Source organism: Microbispora sp. H10836, assembly GCF_012999525.1.
GTDB lineage: Bacteria > Actinomycetota > Actinomycetes > Streptosporangiales > Streptosporangiaceae > Microbispora.
In genome coordinates this window covers 40,492-61,808 of the sequence record NZ_JABBWU010000031.1, presented here as the reverse complement: position 1 = coordinate 61,808, position 21,317 = coordinate 40,492, and the positions used below count along the sequence as shown (strand labels likewise).

Below are 21,317 nucleotides of genomic sequence, written 5' to 3'. Positions count from 1 at the left end.
CCCAAATCCTCGGGTTTGGTGGAATCGGCGCGGCTGAGAGTGTTGACGGTCGCGCGGGTCCGCGCCTACTTTTCTACCTACCGGCTGTTTGGCAGTCAAAGCGCGAAGCGAGGACCACATGGACAACTTCTCAGCCGCTCCCGACGTGGACGCGGTCGTCATCGGAGCAGGGTTCTCTGGGCTCTATGCGACGAAACGACTTCGCGACATCGGTCTTGCGGTGCGCGCATTTGACGCCGCTGACGGTGTGGGCGGGGTCTGGACGTGGAACCGATACCCGGGAGCGCGGACCGACTCCCTCCACGAGACCTACTGCTTCACCTTCGACAAGGACCTCGTCAACGAGTGGTCCTACACCGAGATCCACCCGGGCCAGGCCGAGGTTCTCGAGTACCTCAACCTCATCGCCGACCGGTTCGACCTGCGCAGGCACTACACCCTCACAACCACTGTGACCTCCGCGGTGTTCGACGAGGCCACCGGTCTGTGGAACTTCCTCACCGACAAGGGGGAGTCGCTGACCGCGAAGTACTTCGTCACCGGCCTGGGGCTGGTCTCGGCTCCCATCCTCCCGAACGTGCCGGGCCTCGAGGAGTTCGAGGGCGAGGTCTACCACACCTCCCGCTGGCCGGAGACTCCCGTGGAGTTCGACGGGAAGCGCGTGGCTGTCATCGGGACCGGCTCCAGCGGCGTCCAGTTCGTCTCCACCGTCGTCGACCAGGCGCGCGAACTCACGGTGTTCCAGCGGACACCCAACTGGGTGGCCCCCACCGGGAACCGCCCGGTCACCGCGCAGGAGATCGAGGAGATCCGGGCGAACCACGACGAGGTCTGCCGTCTCGTGCGGAACCACCCCGCTGGCTGGCCGTGGGAGATGGTCGACCGCAAGTGCGTCGAAACCCCGGCCGAGGTGCGCGAGGCGATGTTCGAGGAAGCCTGGGAGGAGGGCGGCTTCGCCCTGCTCTACAAGACCTTCAGCGACCTCTCCACCGACAAGGCCGCCAACGACATCGTCTGCGCGTGGATGGCCAAGAAGATCGCCTCGATCGTCGAGGACCCCGAGATCGCGAAGAAGCTCACGCCCACCCATCCGTACGGTGCGAAGCGGCCCCCGGCCGCCGACGGCTACTACCAGGCGTTCAACAAGTCCCACGTCCGGCTGGTAGACATCAAGGAGGAGCCGATCACGGGCTTCACCAAGAAGGGCATCCGGACCAGCCAGGGTGAGTTCGAGGTCGACGTGATCGTGATGGCGACCGGCTTCGACGCGATCACCGGCGCCTTCACCCGGATGGACATCCGCGGGGTTGGCGGGAAGGAACTGAACGATCACTGGAGCGAGGGCCCGCTGACCTATCTCGGTCTCGGGGTCGCCGGCTTCCCGAACATGTTCATGGTGGCCGGTCCTCAGAGCCCGTTCGCGAACCTGCCTCCCGGCGCCCAGGAGCAGGGCAACTGGATCGCCGACCTCATCGTCCACATGCGTGAGAACGGCATCGAGTTCGTCCAGCCGACGGAGCAGGCCGAGATCGAGTGGACCAAGCACCTCACCGAGGTCGCGGAGAGCCTCATGACCAGGTACGGCCTCGAAGCCAACTCCTGGTTCGCGGGTGCGAACATCGAAGGCAAGCCGCGCGCGTTCAACGTCTACTTCGGCGGGCATGCGGCCCACACGGACCTCTGCGCCGCGGAGGCCGCGGAGGGCTACCCTCACTTCGAGAAGGTCGCCAAGGTGGCCGAGCTCGCCTGAGGAAACCCTGACGGCCCGGGCCCGCACGTATGACGCGTGCGGGCCCGGCCTTTCTCTGTGGTCGCCCGCGCCTCACTCGGCGGTGTATCCGCCGTCCACGTCGTAGTGCGACCCGGCGACGAAGGCGGCCGCGTCGGAGGCCAGGAAGCACACCACCTCGGCCACCTCCTCGGGAGTGGCCATCCGGCCCATCGGGTGCAGCCCGGACAGATGAGCCTTCTGTTCGGGGGTGCGCGGAGAGATCCCGGTGTCCACGAAGCCCGGTGTCACCAGGTTGACCCTGATGCCCCGGCCTGCGTACTCCGCGGCGGCGGTCCTGGTGAGCCCCAGAAGCGCGTGCTTGCTCGCGACGTAGGCTGATGCGCCGCGCAGCCCGACCAGGGACCCGATCGAGCCCATGTTGACGATCGAGCCGGCCCCGTTGGGAGCCATCGCGCGCAATTCGGCGCTCAGGCAGAGGAAGACCCCGTCGAGGTTCACCGAGGTGACCCGCCGCCACTCGTCGTACGTCGTCTCGCCGACGTCGTGCTTCACCGGCACGCCCACCCCGGCGTTGTTCACGGCGATGTCCAGGCGGCCGAGCTCGCGGACCGCCAGTCCGAGCGCGTTCTCGACGGATGTCGGGTCGGAGACGTCGAGGAAGCAGGAGCTCGCACGCTCGCCGAGCTCGGCAGCCAGTCGCTCGGCCCCGTCCGAGTCACGGTCGGCGAGAAGGACGCGGGCGCCTCGCTCGACCAGGAGCCGTGCGCAGGCCGCGCCGATGCCTGCCGCCGCGCCCGTGACCAGTGCGGTCTTGCCGTCGAAGGAAGGCCTGTTCATCCCGACCACCTCTTATTGCCAAACAGACGATTGGTTGACTACCGTAGCAGGCATGAACGGAGCGAGCCGCTTCACGGGGAAGACCGCGGTCGTCACAGGCGCGGCGGGTGACCTGGGCCGGACGGTGGCCGGAAAGCTCCTGGCGGAGGGCGCGGATGTGACGCTCCTCGACGTCGACGCCCGGCGCCTGGAGGAGGTGGCCGACACTCTCGGCGGCGGGACGCGCGACGTTCACGCCCGTGCCGTCGACATGACCGACGAAGACGCGGTCGCGGCCGCGCTGTCGGAGGTGGCCGCGCGCTCGGGCGGGCGGCTTGATTGTTTTTTCAACAACGCGGGCATCGAAGGTCCGGTCCGGCCGCTCACGGAGGTCGACCCTTCCGACCTCACCCGGGTCCTCCAGGTCAATGTCGTGGGAGTCTTCCTCGGGCTCAAGTACGCCCTGCCGCTGATGGGGGAGGGCGGCGTCATCGTCAACTCGGGAAGCACGGCGTCATTGCGTGGTGCGCCGAACCTGGCCCCGTACGTCGCGTCCAAGCACGCGGTTCTCGGGCTGACCCGGTCGGCCGCCCTGGAGGCCGCGGAGCGCGGTGTCCGCGTCTGCGCGATCTGCCCCGGGCCGCTCGAGGGCAGGATGATGCGCGACCTCGACACCGGTCGCGGCCGTCTGGGGCGGAACCGCCCGCCCGCCGTCGGTCTGACGACGCGCTACGGCCAGGTGGGCGAGGTGGCGGCAGCCGTGGCCTTTCTACTGTCGGATGAGGCGAGTTTCGTCAACGGCACCGGTTTCGTCGTCGACGGCGGGCGCCTCGCCTGACCTCTTCTCGTCCAACTTCCTTCACCACTCCGGGCTATGCCAAACTACCGTTTGGAAGGTAACTTCTGCTCTGTCCATGTCTGCCATGTATGGGGAGGAGATCCGGGTGGGACAAGCCGGCAATGGCGGTGGCCGAGAAGTCGCTCGAGAGGCGCCGGGCACGCGGCCGCAAGGTTTTCGAGAAGGCCGTGAACCTCTGCGCGGCCCGCGTCACAAAGACGGGCTCATGGTCGAGGAAGGCACTCTGCTCTGGGCGCCTGATCCAGAGATCGTGCGTAACGCCCGGATCACCCGGTTCATGGAGTGGCTTGGCCGCTCTGGCGATTATCAGGACATGTGGGAGTGGTCGGTCGAGTCGTCGGCCGACTTCTGGACGTCGATCTGGGACTACTTCGAGGTGGTCGGCGATCGTGGTGACGGGCCCGTCATCAGCGGAACGATGCCGGAGGCCAGATGGTTCGCCGGAGCAACCATCAACTACGCCGCCAACGCTCTTCGCGGCAACCCTGACCGGCTTGCCGTGATATTTCGTGATGAGGCGGGTGGCCGGCGGACGTACACGCTAGGTGAGCTCCGCGACGAGGTCGGCCGAGTCCGGGCCGGACTGGTACGGCTCGGCGTCGGGTGCGGGGATCGGGTGGCGGCGTATGTCCCCAACATTCCCGAAGCGCTCATCGCCTTCCTGGCCACCGCCTCCCTCGGGGCCATCTGGTCGTCCTGTTCGCCGGACTTCGGCGCACCGAGCGTGACCGACCGCTTCACGCAGATCGAGCCCAAGGTACTGATCGCGGTGGACGGCTACCGCTATGGCGGCAAGCCGTACGACAGGTCGGAGGCTGTCCGTGAGGTCGCCGCGAAGCTGCCCACCCTTGAGGCGACCGTATGGATCTCCGTCCTGGATTACCGCGCGGCGGCGGCGGCGTCCGGTCCGGGTAGGGGTGCCGGGCTGGGGTGGGAGGAGTTGCGGGCCGAGTCCGCCGGGCTGGAGTTCGAGCCGGTCCCGTTCGATCATCCGCTGTGGGTGCTGTACTCGTCGGGCACGACGGGCCTGCCCAAGCCCATCGTGCACGGGCACGGCGGGATCGTGCTGGAGCACCTCAAGTCGCTGTCCTTCCACCAGGACCTCGGCGAGGGGGATGTGTTCCTCTGGTACACCACCACCGGCTGGATGATGTGGGACTACCTCATCGGCGGCCTGCTGGTGGGAGCCACCGTCGTGCTCTACGACGGCAGCGCGACCCACCCCGGGACGGATGCGCTGTGGCGGCTGACGGCCGAGGAGGGCGTCACCTACTTCGGCACGGGTGCGCCGTACCTGCTGGCCTCGATGAAGGCGGGCCTGAAGCCGTCCGGACTGGAGCGGCTCCGGGGTATCGGATCGACGGGTTCTCCGCTGCCACCCGAGGGCTTCGCCTGGGTGTACGCGGATGTGAAGCCGGATGTGCAGCTCGGCTCCTTCTCCGGCGGCACCGACGTGTGCACCGGGTTCGTCGGCGCGGTTCCGCTGCTGCCGATCCGGGCGGGGGTGATCCCGTGCCGCTGCCTCGGCGCCTCGGTCGAGTCGTTCGACCCGGCAGGAAACTCGATGATTGGCGAGGTGGGGGAGCTGGTCGTCACCCGGCCGATGCCCTCGATGCCGGTGATGTTCTGGAACGACCCCTCCGGCGACCGCTACCGCGAGTCGTACTTCGCGGACTACTCCGGCGTCTGGCGGCACGGCGACTGGATCAAGATCCTTCCCGACGGCGGCTGCGTCATCTACGGCCGCTCCGACTCCACGCTCAACCGCGGCGGCGTCCGGATGGGCACCAGCGAGTTCTACCGCATCGTCGAGCGCTTCGAGGAGATCGCGGACAGCCTGGTGATCGACACGGGCCGACTGGGTCAGGAGGGCAGGCTGCTGCTCTACGTCGCGCTCGCCGACGGTGCGACGCTCTCCGACGCGCTCGTCACGCGTCTGCGCACGGCACTGCGCACCGAACTGTCCCCCCGGCACGTGCCCGATGAGATCCGCACCGTCCCAGGCATCCCGCGCACGCTGTCCGGCAAGAAGCTGGAGATCCCGGTACGGAAGATCCTCCTCGGCACACCCGTCGAGCAGGCCGCCAACCCCGACTCCATCGCCAACCCGGAGGTCCTCCGCCATTTCGCGCCCGAGCCCTCACGCTGACCTCTCGCTCGCCCCTCTCAGAATCACGGATCAGCGCGCAGCCGAGGTCGACCAAACCCTCTCGGGCTCACCAGCGAGCGACTGGCGCGACTTCTCGCGGCGAGCGACGATCGGTCGGCTCCGGCGTCGCTGGGCGCGAAACCGTCTGACGCGATGAGTTGAGGCGGCGTCGGCAGATCAGGGCGCAGCCGAGCCGCGGGAAGGCTTCGTGGATGTCCGTGCGGACCTCCCAGCGGATCCGCGGCCGTCGGAAACAGAGATCATCTTGTCGGGTGCTCGTGGTACTGCGGTGACAATTGCGGCGACAATCCGCTGTGCGGGTACGTGTCAGCGGTCACCCTCGCCGCGCGCGGCGAGGGCCTCGCCCAGCTCGTCCGCGTGGCGCAGGGTGCGGATCATGAATGGCACCACGAAGGCCGTGACCGAACGCTGTGCGCCACGCGCCTTCGCGGCTTCACCCACCTCGGAGGCGATCACGGACAGCGCCGCGACCGACCGCAGGGTGAGCCCGGCGAGCAAGCCGATCCGATCAGGCCGCACACCGAACCATTGCAGCGGCCGCAGCCCGCGCTCGATCGCCGACACCACGTCGTCGACCCGAGTGGTGATCGTGAGCAGGTTCGCGGCGGCCAGCGCGGCCACGATCCGCAGGCACACTACGAGTGCCGCGCCGGGGCCGAGCAGCCACGACTGCGTCGCGAACACGAACACCACGAGCATCCCGAGCGTGCCGGCCACCCGCCGGCAACGCCGGGGGGAGACCCGCGCCACCGCGTACCCGAGAAGGACGGCCGCGCAGATCCCCCCGAGCGAGGCCCGGGACACGCAGGACAAACACCGCCGCCGCGAGCCCGAGCAGGGCGAGGAGCTTCCGACCGGCAGGCATTCGGTGCAGCGGGCTCGATCCCGGCTCGTACCACCCGCTTATCGTCATCCGGCGAGCTTTCGATAGTGGCGCAGCGCGGGTTCCGGCTCGTCGTCGGCGACGACATGGCCCGCGTCGAGCACGACGACGCGGTCGAAGGCGCCGAGCAGGTCGAGGTCGTGGGTCACCAGCACGATCTGCTGCTCCAGCCTTGTCAGCAGCTCCACGAATCGCCGCTTGTTGCGCAGGTCGAGCAGTGTCGTCGGCTCGTCGCACACGAGCACCCTCGGTTCCAGTACGAGCATCGCGCACAGTGCGAGCAGCTGCTTCTGGCCGCCGGAGAAGTGATGCGCGGGATGGTCGGCGTAGCCGGCGAGCCCGTGTTCGGCCAGAATCTCGGCCGCCCGCTGGGCGCGCTCCTCCTTGGACAGGCCGCTGCGCCGCAGGGAGAACGCCACGTCCTCACCCGCGGTCGGCATCACGATCTGGCTGTCCGGATTGCTGAAGATGAATCCGACCCGCCGCCGCACCGTACGTCCCTGGCGGCTCGGGTCGAGACCGTCGACCAGCACTCGGCCCACGGACGGCTGCACCAAACTGTTGATCATGCGGAGCCAGGGTGGACTTGCCGGAGCCGTTAGCGCCGACGAACGCCACCCGCCGCTCGGGTAGGCGAAGGTCCACCCCGGACAGAACGACCCGCTCGCCGTACCGGTGCCCGATGTCCTCGAACTCGATCACGGTTCCGCTTCCCGCATCGCGGATCCCACAAGCCGGCCCGGGAGGGCGCGATGCACCACGGAGGCGACGAGGGACGCCGCGACCACCTTGACCGCATCGCCTGGGAGGAACACCAGGGACTGCACCGCCGCAGCCGACAGGTCGCCGGTGTACACGCCGAGGAAGGGGATGCCGATCAGGTAGTCGGCGGCCAGCCCGGCCGCGTTGGCCAGCAGCAGCACCGGGAGCCCCGGTCCCTTCAGATGCCCCACGATCGAGCCGGCGACCAGGGCTGACAGGGGGCGCCGAGAACGGTGCCAGCCAGGAGCGGTCCGACGTTCTGCAGCACGATGGGCACCCCGGAGCCGCCCGCGTAGATCCCCGGGAAGATCCCCAGCACCGCGATGAAGGCGGCGAAGACGATGGTGCGAGCAAGGCCGGTAATGGACGAGGCGTGAGAGCCCGGCGCGGTCGACACGATTTCCGTACCTACCTATCTCCTGAGTTACTGCGCACGGACCCCGGCCGGCATTGGGTGCACTGCTACAAGGTGCAGGGCGGCCGGTCTCCGTCCGGGATCGAATGTCGAGGATGCCGACCGGGCCAGTGGGGCACGGTGCGGACGCCGGGCGCGTTCCTGAGGCCGCCTGCCTGCCTGGCCGCGGCAGAACCTTGCCTGCTCCATGGTGCCGGGATATCGTGCTTCGGTCAACCAAACGTATGGTAGAAAATGAAGGGGTGGCCGATGGGCACCGACAAGAGCAGCTTGAACGACAAGGTTGCCGTCGTGACCGGCGCCTCCCGTCCGGGAGGGATCGGACGTGCGATCTGCCGGCAGCTCGCCGCCGCGGGCGCGGTGGTCGTGGTTTCCGACCTCGGGCCACGTGCCACCGGTGACGGTCCGTTCCAGGCGCCGGCGGCCGGCGAGCTGGACGGGGCGGTCGCCGAGATCGAGGCGGCTGGCGGTAGGGCGATCGCCGTACCCTGCGACGTCACCGACCCCGGCGATGTGGACGCCCTCGTCGAGGCCGCGGTGTCGAAGTTCGGGCGGCTCGACATCTTCGTCAACAATGCGGGGATCGCGATCGAAAGTGTCGAGCTGGTCGAGGTCAGCACCCCGGGCTTCCGCAAGACCCTCGACGTTAACCTGATCGGCACCTTCCACGGCATCCGTGCGGCGGCCCGGCAGATGATCCGGCAGGGCGCAGGGGGCCGGATCATCAACACCGCCAGCCAGGCCGGCAAGAGCGGCTGGCCGATGCTCTCGGCGTACTCCGCCTCCAAGTTCGGTGTGATCGGGCTGACCCAGGTGGCCGCCAAGGAACTCGGCAGGCACGGGATCACCGTCAACGCCGTGTGCCCCGGGACTGTGGACACCGAGCTGTCGAACTCGCCGGACGGGATCTGGCAGATGTACGCGCGGATGTACGGCACGACGCCGGAGCAGGTTCGCCAGGACACGATCGCGCAGATCCCGCTGGGCCGGCTGCAGACGCCGGACGACGTCGCGGACCTGGTCGCGTTCCTGGCCTCGGAGGCCGGCGGCTACATTACCGGCGAGGCGATCAACACCACGGGCGGACAGGAGATGCACTGACGCTCGTCTTCAGAGTGCTATGGAGGTCAGAAGGGGCGAAGCCCCGGCAAGGAAGGCGAGCCGAGACGGGGCGGCTCGACGTCTTCGCCCATATCGCCCGAGCGGAGGGGCTCCACGGTTCCGGAGCTGGCCGCGTGCGTCGCTTCGTCAGGTGGGAGCACCTGACGAAGCGCGGATTTCGCACGTCAGAGTGAGGGACCTGTGGCGTGCTCCGGTGTGATGCGGAAGTGATTCTGGATGTCATTGAGGTGGTCCACCTGGATCCGCTTCTCGGTGAACCGCCAGGAGCCGTCCTCCCTGACGAACCGGTCGTGATACTGCCCGCCCACGACGATGTGGTAGTCCGCGCCCGGAGGGCGCTGAAGCACGGTGAAGTAGCAGCGTGACTTGGCTGCGTCCGTGCCCTCGAAAGTGATCACCTGATTGGTGATCAGATGCCGGGTCATCGGGCGTCCTCGCGAGTACGTGATGACCTGTGCCCGGTAGAACTCCTCGATCGCGTCCCGCCCACTGATCCGCTCGCCCTCGACGCCGGGCATGTCGGGTTGCAGCACTGCCTCGCGCAGGAACTCGCCCACGCCCTCGAAGTCGCCCTCGTCGAGACAGAACGTGTAGCCGAAGCACAGCGCCTTTATCTGCTCGATGTCGTCCATGTTCTCCACCTCTGATCGGGTTTTCAGAATTTCCACCAAACGGATGGTTGTCAACCAAACGGTCGGCATGCTTCACTCTTGCGCAACATGGCGGAAATCTCATTCATCGGCGGACGGCGGAGATGACTCAAAGCACCGCGGCTCAGCGAGCTACCGGCACGGCCGCAGCGCCGGCGGTGTCCCTCCGCGGCGTCGCCAAGACCTTCGCGGGAGCCCGGGCCCTTCGCGGTGTCGACATCGACTTCCGGCCGGGCGAGATCCACGCGCTGTGCGGCGGCAACGGCTCCGGCAAGTCGACGATGATCAAGGTACTGTGCGGTGTCCATCGTGCTGATGAGGGGGGCAGCCTGGTAGTCGGCGACGAGACGATCGATGCCGACAAGATGACCCCCGCCCAGGCCCACCGCCTCGGTATCCGCGTCGTTCACCAGGACCTGGCGGTGTTCCCCGAGCTCACCGTCGCCGAGAACCTGGCGATCGACTCGAGGTTCGAAACCGGCTTCGCCGGGCGGATCCGGTGGTCGAAGCAGCACCGTCTCGCCGAGGAATCGATCGCCGCCTTCGAGATCCCGGCGACCCCGAGGACGCCGCTGTCGAAACTGCCGCTCGCGGCCCGCACACAGGTGGCGATCGCCCGTGCGCTGCACGGCGGAGGTGCGGGCACGACGACCCGCTCGGGGCTGCTGATCCTGGACGAGCCGACAGCGGCTCTCCCCGTGCACGAGGTCAGGAGCCTGTTGAAGGCCCTGCGCCAGCTCGCCGCGCAGGGCCAGTCGATCCTCTATGTCAGCCACCGGCTCGACGAGGTGCTCGACATCGCCGACCGGGTCTCGGTCCTCAGAGACGGGCGGCTGGTCGGGACGCACCTGGCCGGCGAGCTCGACGAGCCGAAGCTGATCACCCTCATGCTCGGGCGGGCGGTCCATCCCTCCCCGGCTCGCACTGAGCACGTCGCCTCGACGGGTCCGGTCGTGCTCGAGACCCGCAACCTCGCGGTCGGTGCCGTCCAGGATGTCTCCCTCTCGGTACGCCGCGGAGAGGTCGTCGGCATCGCCGGGCTCATGGGCTCGGGCCGATCGAGCCTGCTCCGCGCGATCTTCGGCGACCTCCGGCCGCGGGCCGGCGAGCTCGTTCTCGACGGTCGGCCGGTCCGTTTCACGCATCCCGGTGACGCCGTCGAGGCCGGCGTGATCATGGTGCCCGAGAACCGGGTCAGCGACGCCGCCTTCATGGACCAGTCGGTGGACACGAACATGTCGGTCAGCGTCATCGGCCGCTACTGGCGCCGTGGCAGGATCGCCAACCGGGCCATTCGTCAGGACACCGGCGGCCTCATCGAGGCGTTCGGCGTCAAGACCTCCTCAGGCAGAGTGGAGATCGGCCGGCTCTCCGGCGGCAATCAGCAAAAGGTCATCATGGCCCGCTGGCTCCGACGAGAGCCGCGGGTGATGCTCCTGGACGAGCCCACCCAGGGTGTAGATGTCGGCGCCCGCGACGACATCTACAAGCTCATCCGGCGAGCCACCCGCGCTGGCGCGGTCGCCATCGTCGTCGTATCCGACCTGGAGGAACTCGCCCAGGTCGTGGACCGGGCGCTGGTCCTGCGACACGGCCGGATCGTCGCCGAGGTGTCAGGGCGGGACCTCACCGCCCACCGGCTCGCGGAACTTAGCTACGCCGATGGGTCCTGAACGAGACCCCAGGGCCGAGCCTGTGGCCTACAGCCAGGGCAGCGCCGAATCCAGCACAGAAAAGTGGAGAGAAGGACCGATGTCCGAAACCAATGCGGGGGCGCAACAGGTCGAGAGGCCATCGCAGCGGATGCGCTTCGGTGTTGTCGACGTCTTCGAGAGGGCAGGGCTTCCGGTCTTCCTGGTCCTGCTCATCGGGTTCTTCTTCGTGCACCCCGATTCGGCGGAGCCGTTCCGCTCCGCCCCCAACGTGTCGAACCTGCTCGGAAACCAGTCGGTCACCGCGCTGGTTGCGTTGGCGATGGTGATCCCCCTGGTGGCCGGCTACTTCGACTTGTCGGTGGCGGCGATCGCGGGGCTGGCTAATGTGACCGCAGCCTCGGTGATGGCGACGTACGGCCAGCAGGTCTGGGTAGGGCTGCTCGCCGCCCTGGTCGTCGGTCTGGCAGCTGGCCTGGTCAACGCGATCCTCGTCGCCGGGCTCAAGCTCAACGGTTTCATCGCCACCCTGGGCACCTATACGCTCATCGGCGGCCTGCTGCAGTACTACACCAAGGGCACCACCATCTTGGGCGTGCCATCGGTGTTCGGCAACTGGGGCTCGATGAAGTGGCTGGGGATTCCCAGGCCCTTCTGGCTGCTCATCGCAGTGGCCCTGGTCATCTGGTACGTGCTTATGCACACGCCGTTCGGCCGCCAACTCGAGGCCATTGGGTCCAACGAGTCCGCGGCACGGCTGGTCGGTATCTCCGTCGACCGCTACGTCGCCTGCAGCTTCCTCGGCTCGGCGTTCGTGGCGAGCATCGCCGGCGGGCTGCTGACCTCGCGTCAGGGCGGCGCCGACCCGACGGCGGGGCCCGCCTTCCTCTTCCCCGCGCTCGCGGCGGTCTTTCTGGGAGCCACCGCGATCCGTCCCGGTCGCTACAACGTCTGGGGCACGCTGTTCGGGATTTTCCTGGTGGCCGTCGCGATCAACGGCTTCACCTTCCTCGGCGCCGCGTCATGGGTCTCGCCGGTGTTCAACGGCACCGCTCTGGTCCTCGCGGTCGGCGTCTCGACCCTCATGGGCCGGCGAAGGGAGGCGCAGGCACGAAAGGCGCTTCTGGCCCAAGCGGCCGAGGAGGCGGCCGCGGCCCCACCGCCGCGTGCGACACGAGTCTGAGCCCCGCGTGCTGCGGCACCGACACCAAGGAGTCGGCCCGGACGGGCTTGAGAGGTATCCACGCCAGGACCGCCATACGTCGACGCAGACGAGGTCCGACGACGAGAAGAGAATCGAGATGAAGCACAACTCAACGCGCGTCACGATGACGCTGCGCGCAGCCGTCGCGCTCCTCGCCGTCGGGCTGGTCACCTCGTGTGCCAGCACGGCGGACGACAACAAGGGCGGTGACGCCTCGGAGACGAGATCTTCCGCCTCGCGTCCCACCGCCGCCGGCGCCTTCATGGAGGAACTGGCCAAGGGCTACGAGAGTGGGGTCCCGACGAAGGGGCCGGCGCCGGCCAAGGGGAAGTCGGTCTGGTGGATTTCGTGTGGTGAGTCGATCCCGGACTGCTCCGTGCCTGCCGCCGCTGCCGGCGAAGCCGCCAAGACGATGGGCATCAAGTTCAACATCGCCGACGGCAAGCTGAACGTGGGCGGCGGCAACGCCGCCGCCATCCGCACCGCGCTGGCGGCCGGCCCGGATGCGATTATCCTGCACGGAATGTCGTGTTCCACCGTCCAGCAGCCGCTCACCGAGGCCCGGGACGCCGGCGTCCTCGTCATGGGTGTCGAGGGGCTGGACTGCTCAGACGAGCCCGGCGGTGGTCAGTCGCTGTTCTCCGTGAAGATGAAGTATTCGGACTCGGCTCCCACGGTCATCGACTACTTCAGGTCCTGGGGCGTGCTCGGGGCGAAGTACCTTGCTGGCGCCACTGGCGGAAAGGCGAAGGTGATCCACAACGCCGGTGTCGAGCCGCTGCAGAAGGTCGTCTCCGACGCCTTCATCCAGGAGCTCGGCAATTGCAAGGGCTGCGAGATCGTCGACACGGTCGAGCACGGATCGCCGGATTACGGCCCTAACGGTGCATGGATCCAGCAGTTCCGCACCGCACTCGCCAAGAACCCGACGGCCAATGCGACCTACCTCTGGGCTGACGCGCTCCTGTCCTTCTCCGGAGGTGTCCAGGCGGTCAAGGACAGCGGTCTCGACATGGTGACGGCTGGCGGTGTCGGCGGCGCCGTCGGCATGGACCTGGTGCGGGAGGGCAAGCTCGACGCCGTGACCGGCGCCCACGATGTCAAGTGGATCGGGTACGCCGCCATGGACAACATCAACCGCGCACTGAACGGCGAGGACACCGTTCCCCAGGGGGTCGGCTCCGTGGTGGTCGACGCCCAGCACAACCTGCCCGAGAAGGCGGGGTCGGACTACGCGAGCGCCATCGACTGGAAATCGGCGTACGAGAAGCTCTGGTCCGGTCAGTGATCACCCGGTCCTGGAAGGGCGTCGACACTCGCGAGGCGCCCTTCCAGGACTTCCACCTGAGAGAAAGGAGACGACCATGGGCATGCCCGTGACCTTCGGACTGATCAACACGTTCGGCAACCCCGACGAGTGGCGGCAGCCGTGGAAGCAGCGGTACGACGCGATCCTCGAGCAGATCGAGTGGATCGACCGCGAGACCGCCATCGACGGCGTCTACGTCACCGAGCACCACTTCTACGACGACGGCTACATCCCTTCCACAATGGTGATGTGCGGCGCGATCGCGGCTCGCACCAAGCGGGTCAGGATCGGTACGAACCTCATCCAGCTGCCGCTGCACAACGCGGTGCGGCTTGCCGAGGACGCCCTCGTCGTCGATGCGCTGTCTGGTGGCCGGCTACGCCTGGGACTCGGGATGGGGTACTACCACCAGGAGTTCAACGGGCTGGGGCAGCGGTTGCAAGAGAGGGTCAGCCGCACCGAGGAGGGCATCGCCATCCTCCGTAAAGCCTTCGCTGGAGAGCCCTTCGAGTTCCATGGCAAGCGCTACGACTTCGATGAGATCCGGGTGACTCCTGGGCCGGTGCGTGAAGGCGGCCCGGAGATCTGGATGGGCGGCTTCGCCCCCAAGGCGATCGAGCGCGCCGCCCGGCTTGCCGACGGCTTCCTCGAGTTCGACCTGGGCACGCACCGCGCGTACTTCGACGCCTGTGACGCCCTCGGCAAGGACAAGGCCGAGCAGCGGCTCAACGTCACGTACTGGGCGATCATCGCGGAGGACCCGGAGCGGGCCTTCGCCCAGGCGGGCCAGCACTGGATGCACCTGCTGAACCAATACATCCTCCGGGACGCCTACGTCGGCCGCACCCCGCCCCTGACCGAACCGTACGACGACCCCAAGAAGGCGCTAGCCGACGGGCTCGTCCTGCTGACGGACGGACCCGGGGCGGTGAAGATCTTCAATGCCGACGTCGACAAGGGAGCAATCGACATCAATCTCGTCACGATGATGCCCGGCGAGCCCATCGACCAGGTCACTGAGCGGTTGGCTTACCTTAACGACCACGTGATCCCACGAGTCAAGCACACCACCCACCCGGCCGCGGGCGGGAGCAACGTCAGCTGAAGGAGAAGCAGTGAGGAGCGGTGCCGACTTTCGCCTGGGCGAGAGTCGGTACCAAGGACTGACCTCCACGTGGGTGCGGAGCCATGTCCGCGAAGCTGACGCTGTCAATCCTGCGGCCCGGACTGCCAGTCTGCCGATTGGTTGGTAGAATTCAAGGACGCAAGTCGTCTTGTCAAGAGATGATGTTGGGATGCTACGGGAGTAGCGCGGCCAGATAGTAGCGGATTCACCGGTGTCACGAAGAGGTAGACATGCCATCAAGGAACGGGGGCTCGGCCCGGCCGGGACGTGGTCGAACCCAAGTGGGTGACTCGACGAAACCTCGGGTGCCCCTCGACGGTCGTCGCCCCCGGGACCGCGAGGTCCTGGAGAAGGCGATCAAGCTGTTCCACGAGAAGGGCTACGCCTCGACATCTATGCAAGACGTCGCCGACGAGCTAGGCATGCTTAAGGGAAGCCTCTACTACTACGTCGACACGAAGGAAACCTTGCTCCGCAAGATCTTCGAAGACTCTCATGAGGAGGTCCGGGAGATTGCCGAGCGCTACAGGCACGGTAACGAGCCGGCCATCGACCGGATCGCCGCGTTCCTGCGAGACAGCGCGATGTGGTATCTCACCAATCTGCAGCGGGCCAGCCTGTTCGCCCGGGAGTGGCGGCACGCCACCGGTGATCTCCGAGAGGAGATGACGAAGCAGCGGAAGTACTACGATCAGGTACTCCGTGACCTCATCCAGGCTGCTGTCGAGGAGGGTTCGGCTAGTGCGGACCTCGATGTCCGTTTGGCCGCCTACTTCGTGATGTCAGCCTTGTCGTCTCTGCCTGACTGGTTCAAGCCGCGCGGCCGGGACAAGGCCGAGACTGTGGCAAGCAGCTACGCCGCCATGGCGCTGCAGATGATCGCGCCCAAGGGCTGAGGACTCTTAACTGGTCCGCGCCGGACGTCCCTCGGGGGTTGCCCGTGATCAGGAGTCAGCGTTGGTCAGTAGAGGCCGCAGACCAGGCCTGTGCCGGGCTGCCGGTGAACCAGATCGCGTCCTCGTCGCCGCCCATGCCGGGCGTGTGGATCGTCTACCCCCACCGGTTCGCCGTACCGCAGTCGCACCGTGCGCCTGCCCATCCCGGCCACCAGTGGGAGTCGCAGCCAGGCGGCAAACTCGCCGATTCTCCCGTCGCACCTCACTCCAGTTCAGGCCCTGGCCGGTCAGGACGGTGAATCGGAGCGACTGGGAGATTTCCGTCCCCCAGGTCCGTCCAGGACACGGGCATCTCAATCGGATGCATGACTTCTCCACATGATCCAGGTGATGGACAGGCGTGAGGTGACCACGTCCATCAAGCAGATCCCATAGCCCTGCACACACTCATGCCACACAGCGAAGTCAGGCGGTGAACGGCTCCAGGGATCGCGGTGTAGAGCAATGAAGAGGATGCCACGCAGGGTCTTTCGGTCATCCAACCAGGTACTGCCGGGGTACCGTGACCTCCCCATCTTCAGCAGCACCGGCTCAATCCGCTCCCGCAGCCCGTCCGACAGTGGCACGGCGACCGCGACCGGCGTACCGACGCACTGTCAATACCCGCGACTCTGACATGCGAACTGTTGAGCCCGGCGGTCCACTGAGCCTGAAGGCGGTTCACGAGCGGTGGTGCTTACAACCACCAAACGGTCGGCAGGTCTTGCAACACCTACCAAACGTAAGGTTGAATGCCACCATGTTCCCAACCCTAGCCAATCGTGTAGCTGTGGTGAACAGCGCACAGACGCAACTGCGGTCGGCCTGGTCGGGGAGTCAGCACATCGACCTGATTTCCGAGGCCGTGGACAAGGTCCTTAAGGGCACCGGCCTCCGGATCGAGGACGTCGATTTCGTGATCGACTCGGGCAGTGACTTCCTAGACGGCCGCAGTATCTCCAACTGCGGATTCCTTGGTGCCATGGGCGCTCACCATAAGGAGGAGTCCCGCGTCGAGGATGACGGCCTGTGGTCCTTGACATACGCAGTGAATAAGATCGCTGGAGGGTCCGCCGACGTAGGCCTTGCGATCGCCTATTCCAAGCCATCCGAGAGCAACGTCCGAGACTACTGGGCGAACCTCGTCGAGCCCTTCCTGCAGCGTCCGGTTGGGCTTGATCACCTCTCTGCGGCCGGCCTCTATGGCCAGCGGTACCTGGCAGCGGCCGGACTCAAGGCCGACGACCTGCACCTGGTTACTCGGCGGGCGTGGGAAGCGGCGGTAGCCAACCAGACTGTCGACCTGGACGGGGTCCCCGCCGATGACTCCTTCTGGTATGACGAGGTGGCCACACCGCTGCGCGCCTCCGACCTCGCCCGCCCCGCCGACGGCGCCGTCGCGGTCCTCCTGGCCCGCGCCGAGATCGCGGATCAGATCGCCCCGCGCCCGGTGTGGGTCACCGGCACGGGCTCCGCCATCGACCAGCACTTCTTCGCCGCCCGCGAGCCCCACAGCCTGCCGGCCTGCGAGGCCGCCGCGGGCTCGGCCATGAGGATGGCAGGTGTATCTTCCGTGTCGGATATCGACCTGTTCGAGGTGTCCGGCACCTCCACGGTCGGTGAACTGATGGTGCTGGAGGCGCTTGGGGTGGCCGACCGGCATCGAGCGATCGAGCTGTACCGGGGTGAGGCGGACGGCCGGGTCAACCCTTCCGGCGGTGCCCTCCCCGCTGATGTGATCATGGCGACCGGCCTGGTTCGCCTGCATGAGGCGGCCGTCCGGCTGTCGGGCCGCACCGGGTACGAAACCGCGGAGGCGCGCACCGCGCTCGTGCACGGCACCGGTGGCTTCGCCATGCAGAACCACTGCGTTGTCATCCTGGAGGCCGCGTCATGAGCATCGCCATCGTCGGAACAGGACAGACCGTCCACGCACGTCGGCGTACGGACGTTAGTCAGGCGGGACTCGCTCGGGAGGCAGCCGTCGAGGCGCTCGCCGACGCCGGGCTGACCATGGACGACATCGACAGTGTCATCGTGGCCAGCGGACCGGCAATGTTCGGTGGGGTGAACCAGCCGGAAAAGTGGCTGGTCGACGCGCTCGGTGCCCGCTTCAAGCCGGTCGTGCGGGTGACCAGTGGAGGCGGCACCGGGCTCGCGGGCGCACTCGCCGCGATCAACCAGATCAAGGGCGGCGCCGCGCGCCGGGTCCTTGTCGTCGCGTACGACAAGTTGTCCGAAGGGCCGCTTCAGGCCCAGATCTCCACTCTCTACGACCCCTTCTGGGGGCGGGAGTTCGCGGTTGGGATCATGGGCTTCTCGGCCGCGTACTGGCGGGCCCGGATGGACCGGCTGGGCCACACCGAGGAGGCCGCGGCCATGGTGGCGGTGAAGAACCGCCGGCACGCGCTCGCCAACCCCAAGGCGCACGTGAAGAAGGAGGTCACCGTCGAGGACGTGCTGTCTTCCCGGCCGCTGTGCTGGCCGATCAAGGTGCTCGACGTGCCCCCGATCTCCGACGGAGCCTGCGCTGTCGTGCTGGCCGCGGACCAGGACGCACTGGCGATCACCGACAAGCCGGCGTGGATCCACGGCATGGCCTACTACTCGGAGGCCGACAACGGCGCCGACCGCTCGATGCTTCAGTCCGAGCCGCTGCAGATCGCGGCTGCGAAGGTCTACAAGGACGCCGGAATCACCAACCCCTTCCGCCAGTTCGACGTGGCCGAGCTTCAGGAGCCCTACACCTGCTTCGAGCTCAGCTACTACGAGGGCCTTGGGCTGTGCCCTGACGGCGGTGCCGCCGAGTTGGTCGGTTCCGGCGCCACGGCGATGGGCGGCGAGCTGCCCGTCAACCCTTCGGGCGGTTGCATGGGCGCCAACCCGATCGGCGCCACCGCGTTGATCCGGCTGGCCGAGGCGGCGATGCAGGTGACCGGCAAGGCCGGTGACCACCAGGTGCCCGGGGCGTCGCGCGCGCTGGTGCAGGCTGGCGGCGGATGGGCCAACCTCCGCGGCGTGGCCGTGGTCGGTTCCGAGAAGCGATGAAGAGGACAGGATGACGACGACTGCCACACCATCGAGTGCCGACAGCATGGACTGGATGCCGGCGCAGATCACGATGCCCTACACCCTGACGCCCGGGCAGGCGACCGGCGTCTTCCTCGCCGAGCTCGGCCGTCGTCGGCTCGTCGGCTCCCGGCACGGTGAGGTGCTGCTCGTACCCGCCCAGGACTTCGACGGCAGGACCGGGGAGCCGGCCGACGGGTTCGTCGAGGTCGCTCCCGTGGGCACCGTGCAGGCGTTCACCACAACCGACCAGGGGACCCTGGGGCTGGTGCTCGTCGACGGCTCCGCGACGTCGTTCCTCCACCGCCTTGTGCGCTTCGGTGACGAGGGCCCGAGCGTCGGGGCGCGGGTTCAGGCCATCTGGGCGGACAGCCCGACCGGCTCCGTCCTCGATCTGGAGGGGTTCGGACCGCTGGGCCAGGACGACGTCAGCGCCAGCGGACTGTCCGCTGAGGAGCCGGCCGAGCCGGTCCAGCAGGTCGACTACACGATGACCCTGGACTACCGGCACGCGTACGGCCCCTACTACGGCACCCTGTTCGACGCGGTGAAGCACAACCGGCGGCTGCGCGGCGTGCGGTGCACCGAGTGCGCTCGCGTCCTCCTCCCGCCGCGGGCCGTCTGCGACGTGTGCTTCGCGCCGACCGCCCAGTGGGTGGATGTCCCGGGCACCGGCACCGTACAGGCGTGCTCGGTGGTGCACATCGAGTTCGTCGGGCAGCGGCTCAAGCCGCCCTACGTGTACGCCGAGATCGTGCTCGACGGGTCGTCCACGAGGCTGATCCACATGGTCGGCGGCGTCGACGCCGAGGAGGCGCGGACCGCGGTACGCCCCGGCAGCCGGGTCCGCCCGGTCTGGAGCGAGCGGCGCACCGGTAGCCTCGCCGACATCGAGTACTTCGAGCTCATCGACGGCGAGGACTTGTGACAGGCGTTTCGGACGTGCTGCGGGTGCAGCTCCAGGACGGTCTCCTGGAGCTCACCCTGGCCCGTCCCGACGCCCTGAACTCGCTGAACCTCGAGCTCAAGGAACGGCTGGCCACCGCGCTACGCGAGATCACCTACGACTCCGCGGTCCGCGCCGTCCTGCTCACCGGTGAGGGCCGAGCATTCTGCGCCGGTGGTGACCTGTCGGAGATGGACCCGAACCGGACACCGGAGGAGGCGCGGGCGCGGCAGCACAAGTTGCTGTTCGAGCTGTTCCTCCAGCTTCACCGGCTGCCTAAGCCGGTGGTCGCCGCGGTGAACGGGCACGCGCACGGCGCCGGGGTCAGCCTCGCCCTGGCCTGCGACGTCGTCATCGCCGCCGCGGAGGCGCCGATGTCGCTGGGCTACGTCCTGCGCGGGCTCACACCGGACTGTGGGATCACCTACTTTCTGCCCCGGCTGGTCGGCATGGCGCGCACCAAGGAGCTGCTGTTCAGCGGGCGCCGGTTCACCGGTGAGGAGGCCGTCGCCATGGGCATGGCGAGCCAGGCGGTGCCGGGCGAGGAGCTGTTGAAGGTCGCCCGTGAGCGGGCCCGGGAGCTCGCGTCGGGAGCGACGGTAGCCTTCGGGCTGATGAAGCGCATGTTGGAGCTGTCCACGCATGTGGGCTTCGAGGAACTGGCCGAGATCGAGGCCTACTCGCAGGCCGTCACGCGGGCGACGAGCGATCACGCGGAGGGCATCCGCGCATTCCAGGAGCGGCGGCAGCCGGTCTTCCAAGGACGCTAGGACACAACCGGTCTGGGAGCCCGGGCCGCAGGGGAGAGATGAACATGACTGGTTGGTCGGGCGGGTTCGCCGACCTGACGGTGCCCTGGCCGGTGGCGCCTGAGGTGAGGGTTTTCGACCTCGCGGTGGCGCTCGAGCCGGGGATGCCGAAGCATCCGTACCATCCGCCGTACGGCTTCGTGCTCGCGAAGCGGCACGGGGAGGGGATGTACCCGAACGGGATCTCCTCGGCGATGGAGATGATCACGATGGGAGCGCATGTCGGCACGCATGTGGACTCCCTGGGGCACATCGCCAAGGACGGCCTGGTTCACGGTGGCCGACCGGTCATGGAGACCCAGTCGCCCACTGAGGGCATCCAGGTCGGCAGCACCGAGGAGTGCCCCCCGCTCATCGGCCAAGGTCACCTGATCGACGCCGTCGAGCTGTTCGGGCGTGACCTCACCCCCGCGGACGGGGTCGGCGTGGCGGAGCTCGAGAAGTGGTTCGGCGAGCACCCCGAGCCGACGCCGGGATCGGTGGTGCTGGTCCGCACCGGCTGGATGCGCTACTGGGGGGACAGCGATCGCTACCTCGGCCTGAAGACGGGGCTGCCGGGCATGAAGCGCGAGGGCGCCGAGTGGCTGTCCGCGCGGGGGATCGTCGCCACCGGCTCGGACACGGTGAACTACGAGCACAAGCCCGACATCGCCAAGGTGGCCCTGTCGGTCCACGAGCACAATCTCGTGGAGAAGGGGATCTACATCCTCGAGTGCATGAACCTCGAGACGCTCGCCGAGCACCGCGTCTACGACTTCACGTTCGTGGGCCTGCCGCTGCGCATCCGCGGCGGCACCGGGTCACCGCTGCGCCCGATCGCGATCGCGCCGCAGCACCAGGGAGATTGAGGAAATAGCT

Annotated in this window: 20 protein-coding genes; 14 read left to right on the top strand and 6 right to left on the bottom strand. The window is 67.8% G+C overall.

Annotation, left to right across the window (positions count from 1 at the left end; translation table 11 throughout):
* The first annotated feature begins 118 nt into the window (after positions 1–118).
* Complete coding sequence (locus HHX30_RS37210; protein ID WP_169988514.1) at positions 119–1,750, top strand: NAD(P)/FAD-dependent oxidoreductase; 1,632 nt, start codon at positions 119–121, stop codon at positions 1,748–1,750.
* Positions 1,751–1,822: 72 nt separating this feature from the next.
* On the opposite strand, the gene HHX30_RS37205 is transcribed toward HHX30_RS37210, so the two are convergent.
* Entirely contained in the window at positions 1,823–2,569 is a 747-nt protein-coding gene (locus HHX30_RS37205) for an SDR family NAD(P)-dependent oxidoreductase (protein ID WP_169988512.1), read from the bottom strand.
* Between the two features lie 52 nt (positions 2,570–2,621).
* Between HHX30_RS37205 and HHX30_RS37200 the strand changes: the two genes are divergently transcribed.
* On the top strand, positions 2,622–3,386 hold the full coding sequence (locus tag HHX30_RS37200) for an SDR family NAD(P)-dependent oxidoreductase (protein WP_169988510.1): 765 nt from the start codon (positions 2,622–2,624) through the stop codon (positions 3,384–3,386).
* 226 nt (positions 3,387–3,612) lie between these two features.
* Positions 3,613–5,556 carry an acetoacetate--CoA ligase gene (locus HHX30_RS37195; RefSeq protein WP_169988508.1) on the top strand — a complete coding sequence of 648 codons (1,944 nt, stop codon included), beginning with the start codon at positions 3,613–3,615 and terminating at the stop codon, positions 5,554–5,556.
* A gap of 327 nt (positions 5,557–5,883) precedes the next feature.
* Here the strand turns inward: HHX30_RS37195 and HHX30_RS37190 are convergent, their stop codons facing one another.
* The 4 genes from HHX30_RS37190 to HHX30_RS41030 form a co-directional block, all read right to left on the bottom strand.
* The gene (locus HHX30_RS37190) at positions 5,884–6,294 is read right to left on the bottom strand and encodes an energy-coupling factor transporter transmembrane component T (RefSeq protein WP_211593300.1); all 411 of its coding nucleotides are present in this window, start codon (positions 6,292–6,294) and stop codon (positions 5,884–5,886) included.
* Positions 6,295–6,486: 192 nt separating this feature from the next.
* On the bottom strand, positions 6,487–7,029 hold the full coding sequence (locus tag HHX30_RS37185; protein WP_249350858.1) for an energy-coupling factor ABC transporter ATP-binding protein: 543 nt from the start codon (positions 7,027–7,029) through the stop codon (positions 6,487–6,489).
* 129 nt (positions 7,030–7,158) lie between these two features.
* Positions 7,159–7,383 carry a biotin transporter BioY gene (locus HHX30_RS41035; protein ID WP_311923015.1) on the bottom strand — a complete coding sequence of 75 codons (225 nt, stop codon included), beginning with the start codon at positions 7,381–7,383 and terminating at the stop codon, positions 7,159–7,161.
* 17 nt (positions 7,384–7,400) lie between these two features.
* Positions 7,401–7,619 (bottom strand): hypothetical protein, encoded by a 219-nt coding sequence (locus tag HHX30_RS41030; RefSeq protein ID WP_211593296.1) that lies wholly within the window; start codon positions 7,617–7,619, stop codon positions 7,401–7,403.
* 267 nt (positions 7,620–7,886) lie between these two features.
* On the opposite strand from HHX30_RS41030, the gene HHX30_RS37175 reads away from it, so the two are divergent.
* Positions 7,887–8,738 carry an SDR family NAD(P)-dependent oxidoreductase gene (locus tag HHX30_RS37175; RefSeq protein WP_169988506.1) on the top strand — a complete coding sequence of 284 codons (852 nt, stop codon included), beginning with the start codon at positions 7,887–7,889 and terminating at the stop codon, positions 8,736–8,738.
* A 185-nt stretch (positions 8,739–8,923) separates the two neighbouring features.
* Here HHX30_RS37175 and HHX30_RS37170 read toward each other — a convergent pair whose 3' ends face one another.
* On the bottom strand, positions 8,924–9,427 hold the full coding sequence (locus HHX30_RS37170; RefSeq protein ID WP_211593294.1) for a nuclear transport factor 2 family protein: 504 nt from the start codon (positions 9,425–9,427) through the stop codon (positions 8,924–8,926).
* Positions 9,428–9,513: 86 nt separating this feature from the next.
* Between HHX30_RS37170 and HHX30_RS37165 the strand changes: the two genes are divergently transcribed.
* From HHX30_RS37165 to HHX30_RS37120, 10 genes are all read left to right on the top strand, one after another.
* Positions 9,514–11,082 (top strand): sugar ABC transporter ATP-binding protein, encoded by a 1,569-nt coding sequence (locus HHX30_RS37165; RefSeq protein WP_169988502.1) that lies wholly within the window; start codon positions 9,514–9,516, stop codon positions 11,080–11,082.
* Between the two features lie 79 nt (positions 11,083–11,161).
* Positions 11,162–12,244, top strand: coding sequence for an ABC transporter permease (locus HHX30_RS37160; RefSeq protein WP_169988500.1), 1,083 nt, complete (start codon positions 11,162–11,164; stop codon positions 12,242–12,244).
* A 118-nt stretch (positions 12,245–12,362) separates the two neighbouring features.
* Entirely contained in the window at positions 12,363–13,553 is a 1,191-nt protein-coding gene (locus HHX30_RS37155) for a substrate-binding domain-containing protein (protein ID WP_169988498.1), read from the top strand.
* Between the two features lie 76 nt (positions 13,554–13,629).
* A complete protein-coding gene (locus HHX30_RS37150; RefSeq protein ID WP_169988497.1) occupies positions 13,630–14,679 on the top strand; it encodes an LLM class flavin-dependent oxidoreductase in 1,050 nt (349 codons plus the stop codon).
* Between the two features lie 302 nt (positions 14,680–14,981).
* Positions 14,982–15,596, top strand: coding sequence for a TetR/AcrR family transcriptional regulator (locus HHX30_RS37145; protein WP_169988495.1), 615 nt, complete (start codon positions 14,982–14,984; stop codon positions 15,594–15,596).
* Between the two features lie 832 nt (positions 15,597–16,428).
* A complete protein-coding gene (locus HHX30_RS37140) occupies positions 16,429–17,532 on the top strand; it encodes a thiolase C-terminal domain-containing protein (protein WP_211593292.1) in 1,104 nt (367 codons plus the stop codon).
* Entirely contained in the window at positions 17,529–18,683 is a 1,155-nt protein-coding gene (locus HHX30_RS37135; RefSeq protein ID WP_169988492.1) for a thiolase C-terminal domain-containing protein, read from the top strand. The genes HHX30_RS37140 and HHX30_RS37135 overlap by 4 nt, the downstream gene beginning before the upstream one ends.
* A gap of 10 nt (positions 18,684–18,693) precedes the next feature.
* Complete coding sequence (locus tag HHX30_RS37130; RefSeq protein ID WP_169988490.1) at positions 18,694–19,632, top strand: OB-fold nucleic acid binding domain-containing protein; 939 nt, start codon at positions 18,694–18,696, stop codon at positions 19,630–19,632.
* Positions 19,629–20,420 carry an enoyl-CoA hydratase/isomerase family protein gene (locus HHX30_RS37125; protein WP_169988488.1) on the top strand — a complete coding sequence of 264 codons (792 nt, stop codon included), beginning with the start codon at positions 19,629–19,631 and terminating at the stop codon, positions 20,418–20,420. Before HHX30_RS37130 ends, HHX30_RS37125 begins: the two co-directional genes overlap by 4 nt.
* A 38-nt stretch (positions 20,421–20,458) precedes the next feature.
* A complete protein-coding gene (locus HHX30_RS37120; RefSeq protein ID WP_169988486.1) occupies positions 20,459–21,307 on the top strand; it encodes a cyclase family protein in 849 nt (282 codons plus the stop codon).
* The last annotated feature ends 10 nt before the right edge of the window (positions 21,308–21,317 follow it).